We start from the raw sequence: 4,072 nt of genomic DNA on the forward strand, positions 1-4,072 counted from the left end.
GCCGTCAGCGCCGCGGCATTGGCGACCTCGCGGCCATGGCCGCTCTCCTGGTAGGCGATGTCGACGGCTTTGAGCGCATTCGGCAGCTTCAGTTCCGAGATCGCGCCGATCTCGATGCCCGGCATGTGCGCCACGCGCGTCACGATATCGGTGCCCATCTCGCCCGAACCGATCAGCCCGATGCGGATCGGCCGCCCGGCATCCGCCCGCGCCTGCATGTCTCGCGCCAGTCCCGTCAGTGCAACATTGCTCGCCATAACGCCTCCCTCAGCGGTCCCCGCCGGCTTGTGCGGAGCCTTTCAAATTACAATCATCGAATATTGAACATTTGTATTTTAGTCAAGACCTATGTGCATTATAAGAGCGGTAAAGATCGATCATTAAGATGCCTGGAAGGGCCAACAACGAGGATGGAAATGCCGCAAAACCAATTCGAACTGGTGATCTTTGATTGCGATGGCGTGCTTGTGGACAGCGAGCCGCTCGCGGCGCTCGCCTATCGCAATATCTATGCCCAGCAGGGCCTGTCGCTGCCGGATGGCACGATCGCGCAATGCATCGGCCTGAAGCAGGCCGACATCATCGCCCGCGTCGCTGAACTCACGGGATTGCAGCTTGCGGACGGAGCGGAGACCGGTCTCTGGCCGGAGACGAAGCGCATCTTCGCAGAGTCGCTGCAGCCGACACCGGGAATCGTCTCATTTTTGGAAGGGCTCGAAACGGCGCACTGCGTTGCCTCCGGCTCGTCGCTCGAACGCATCCGCTTCAGCCTCGAAATCACCGGCCTGGCGCGCTTTTTCGGCGATGCGGTCTATAGCTCGTTCATGGTCAAGCGCGGCAAGCCGGCGCCTGACCTCTTCTTCCTTGCCGCCGAAAAGATGCAGGCAGACCCAGCCAAATGTGTGGTCGTCGAGGATTCGCCCTTTGGCGTCGAGGGTGCGGTTGCGGCCGGCATGACCGCGATCGGTTATACCGGGGGCACCCACACCCATGAGGATCACGCCCCCGCGCTTATCGCAAAGGGCGCTTCGGCCGTGTTTTCCGACTGGAACGCTATCGGCGCCTGGATGGCTAATCGTTGAAACGGCGTCCCTCGCGTTCGGGATCGCGCGCGATTTCCAGTTCCTCCTCGTCATCAGGCAGCGCTTCGTCGCTGTTCTGATAGGGATTGTCGTCATCTTCCTCCGATACCTCGCCGGCATCTTCCGGCTCGACCTGACGTTCGCCGAGGATGGAGAGTTCGTCATCCGCGATGACATCGTCGTCGACGATCTCGTCCCGGTCAAACGATTGTGGGCCGGACGTTTCGGTCTCGGGCGATTCGTTCCTGCGGGGCTTTTGCTTGGGCTCGGTCCGGTTCATCGTCAAAACTCCTCTTACATTTGCTTGGTAACGTTCAGGATGCCGTTTGGATGCACAAAACCTATCCTGTTCAAAAGTTTTGTCTTTTGCCCTAATCCACCCATAATCACCTGCGACGCAGCAACGTCACTTCATCTGGGGAGTTATCCATGACATCGAAAATCCTGACGCTGGCCCTTGCAGTAACCACCATGGTCGCGGTGCCTATGGCTGCCTATGCCGAGGACGCACCGCGCCCGCGCATCACGGTCACGGGTGAAGGCGAAGCTGCGGCTGCGCCCGACACCGCGATCCTTTCGCTGGTCGTCATGCAGGAAAAGCCAACAGCTCGCGAGGCGCTGACCGCCAACAATGAAGCCATGGCGAAGGTACTCGACGCCATGAAAAAGGCCGGGATAGCCGAACGCGATCTGCAGACCTCCGGCTTCAGCATCGACCCGCGCTACGTGTTCCCGGAAAACAACAATAACCAGCCGCCCAAACCGCCGTCGATCGTCGGCTATGCCGTGTCAAATTCCCTGACGGTGCGCGTACGCGACCTCGCGAAGGTCGGCGACATCCTCGACCAGTCGGTCACGCTCGGCGTCAATCAGGGCGGCAACATCACCTTCACCAACGACAAGCCGGACACGATTCTTGAAGAAGCGCGCAAGAACGCCGTTGCAAATGCCGTTGCGCGCGCAAAGACGCTGACTGCCGCGGCCGGCGTGGAACTTGGCCGGGTCATCGAAATCAACGAACAGAGCTTCAGTCCGCGCCCGGTTCCGATGGCGGCGCGCGGCAAGATGATGGCGATGGACGCGGCATCACCTGTCCCCGTTGCTGCCGGCGAGAACACCTACAACGTCAATGTGAATATGACGTTTGAGCTTAAGAACTGAGTTCGAAGTGTAGAGCGGAAATAAAAAAGGGTGCCGACCGGCACCCTTTTTCTTTGTATGCCGCGCTTAGCGAACGACCGGGCAACCAGGTGCGCGGGCAAAGACGACTGCCGTGCGGTAGCCGCGCTTCCAGCCGGCGACGCGAACGACATTGCGGTTGACGACGACACGGGTGTTATAGAGGCCCATGCGGCTTGCCTTGCTCGCAGCCTGGCCCGGCGTGCAGGCGGGAGCCGGCCGATAGGGCGGACGGTAGTAGTCGCGGCGATAATAGTCGACCTTCACAAGCGGCGAAGCGCCATCGGTCATTGGTGCGGCCGCGATCGGCGCTGCCGAAGCGGCGTTGACGCCGATAATTGAACCGAGGGCGATGGTCGCGGTAACAGCCAACGTTTTGAATGAAACAGCCATGTGGCGTTCTCCTGTTTTTGTGTCCGGGATGGGGGGAATTTCCAGGCTTACTGGAATCCGGACAGGAGCGCTTTGTTTCACATTCGATCTGAACAATTCCTCAACGCAGCATTCACATTCGGTTTATCTCAGTCGGATTCTTCGAGGGTCATCATGTGATCGAAATAATCCTCGTCGCTCTTCATTTCATGATCATAGGCTGTGACCTTGCCGCGCACTGATATCCCAGCTTCGTGCACGGTTTCCCGGCTTCCGGATACGAGCGGATGCCACCAGTAGAGGTCACGCCCTTCGTCGATCAGGCGATAACCGCATGTTTCCGGCAGCCAGTCCACGGTGCGCACGATCTCGGGGGTCAGGAAAACGCAGTCAGGGACTTTGGCCTTGCGATGTACGTAATCCGAACATTGGCAGGTGCCGGCATCGAGCAAGGTACAGGCGACGGTGGTGAAATAAATCTCTTCGGTGTCTTCGTCTTCGAGCTTGTGCAGGCAACAACGGCCGCAACCGTCGCACAGGCTTTCCCATTCGGAGCGGTTGAGCTCATCGAGGATCTTTGTCTTCCAGAAGGGTTCAGAGGGCATGCGCTGAAATACATCGCCAGCCGGGCCGCGTCCATTCTTAAAACATGAATGCCAGATGAACGGCGCCTTCATGGGGGATACAGGCGCAAGCTGCAAACGTGGGTTCGATCAGTTCGGTCAACGTCGGACCGGCGCATTGCCACGGGCAATGAAAACGGAAACGAAGATCGCAATGGTCAAGCCGTTGCCACAAACCGGAACAAGGTTGCGATCGCGAACTTTTGACGTGTTTCAACAAGAAGGAACGCGAGACAGGGATGACAATGAAACGTACAGCGCTCTTTTTTGCTTCAACAGCAATTCTCTTTTCCTCGCCTTATGCCATGGCGGAACAGCCGCCCCTTAACCGGCCCTATATTTCCTCCAACTCCAATATGCCGGTGGTGGTCGCGCAGGCCGAACAGCCCGCGCCCGCCCAGGAGGACCCGGCACAGGAGGAATTGAAGCGCAAGGCGGCGCAACAGGCTGAAGTGCAGGCCAAGCAACAGGCAGAAGAACAAGCCAAGCAGCAAGCCGAAGAGGCCAAGCGGGCTGCACAGGCGGAAGCCGAAAATGCCACCGAGCAGCAGAAAGCCATAGAAGAAGAGGCAAACCGCAAGGCGGCGGAAGCCGCGAAGGCTGCAGAAGCTGAAGCTGCCAAGCAGGCGCAGGAAGCCAAGCGCGCCGCTGAAGCCGAGGCGAACAAGGCCGCCGAACAGCAAAAAGCCATAGAAGAAGAAGCAAAGCGCAAGGCAGCCGAAGAAGCGAAGGCCTCGAAGGCCGCCGCGGAACAGGCGGCAGAGGACGCAGCGAAGGCCAAGCGCGACGCCGAGGCTGAGGCCAACAAGGCAGCCG

General features: G+C 59.3%; 6 protein-coding genes and 1 pseudogene. 3 read left to right on the forward strand and 4 right to left on the reverse strand.

Features of this window, described 5'->3' with window-relative positions; all coding sequences use genetic code 11:
- Positions 1 to 257 (reverse strand): annotated as a pseudogene (locus AC1DNI_RS22670) (homoserine dehydrogenase); the annotation flags it as partial.
- 159 nt (positions 258 to 416) lie between these two features.
- Here AC1DNI_RS22670 and AC1DNI_RS22675 point away from each other — a divergent pair.
- A complete protein-coding gene (locus tag AC1DNI_RS22675) occupies positions 417 to 1,082 on the forward strand; it encodes an HAD family hydrolase (RefSeq protein WP_477693515.1) in 666 nt (221 codons plus the stop codon).
- On the opposite strand, the gene AC1DNI_RS22680 is transcribed toward AC1DNI_RS22675, so the two are convergent.
- Positions 1,072 to 1,362 (reverse strand): hypothetical protein, encoded by a 291-nt coding sequence (locus AC1DNI_RS22680; protein WP_113282138.1) that lies wholly within the window; start codon positions 1,360 to 1,362, stop codon positions 1,072 to 1,074. The two genes, AC1DNI_RS22675 and AC1DNI_RS22680, sit on opposite strands and share 11 nt — an antisense overlap.
- A gap of 191 nt (positions 1,363 to 1,553) precedes the next feature.
- Here AC1DNI_RS22680 and AC1DNI_RS22685 point away from each other — a divergent pair, with 191 nt between their 5' ends.
- Positions 1,554 to 2,243: an SIMPL domain-containing protein gene (locus AC1DNI_RS22685; RefSeq protein ID WP_370462211.1), complete on the forward strand. Its 690-nt coding sequence runs from the start codon at positions 1,554 to 1,556 to the stop codon at positions 2,241 to 2,243.
- Between the two features lie 66 nt (positions 2,244 to 2,309).
- Here the strand turns inward: AC1DNI_RS22685 and AC1DNI_RS22690 are convergent, their stop codons facing one another.
- Both AC1DNI_RS22690 and AC1DNI_RS22695 read right to left on the reverse strand, forming a co-directional pair.
- Positions 2,310 to 2,654, reverse strand: coding sequence for a hypothetical protein (locus AC1DNI_RS22690; protein WP_027233337.1), 345 nt, complete (start codon positions 2,652 to 2,654; stop codon positions 2,310 to 2,312).
- A gap of 128 nt (positions 2,655 to 2,782) precedes the next feature.
- Positions 2,783 to 3,238, reverse strand: coding sequence for a YcgN family cysteine cluster protein (locus tag AC1DNI_RS22695; RefSeq protein ID WP_113282146.1), 456 nt, complete (start codon positions 3,236 to 3,238; stop codon positions 2,783 to 2,785).
- A 263-nt stretch (positions 3,239 to 3,501) separates the two neighbouring features.
- Here AC1DNI_RS22695 and AC1DNI_RS22700 point away from each other — a divergent pair.
- The coding region (locus AC1DNI_RS22700) for a hypothetical protein (protein WP_477693516.1) at positions 3,502 to 4,072 on the forward strand (571 nt) is incomplete at its 3' end.

The sequence above is a fragment of the Phyllobacterium sp. 01N428 genome (genome assembly GCF_056399405.1).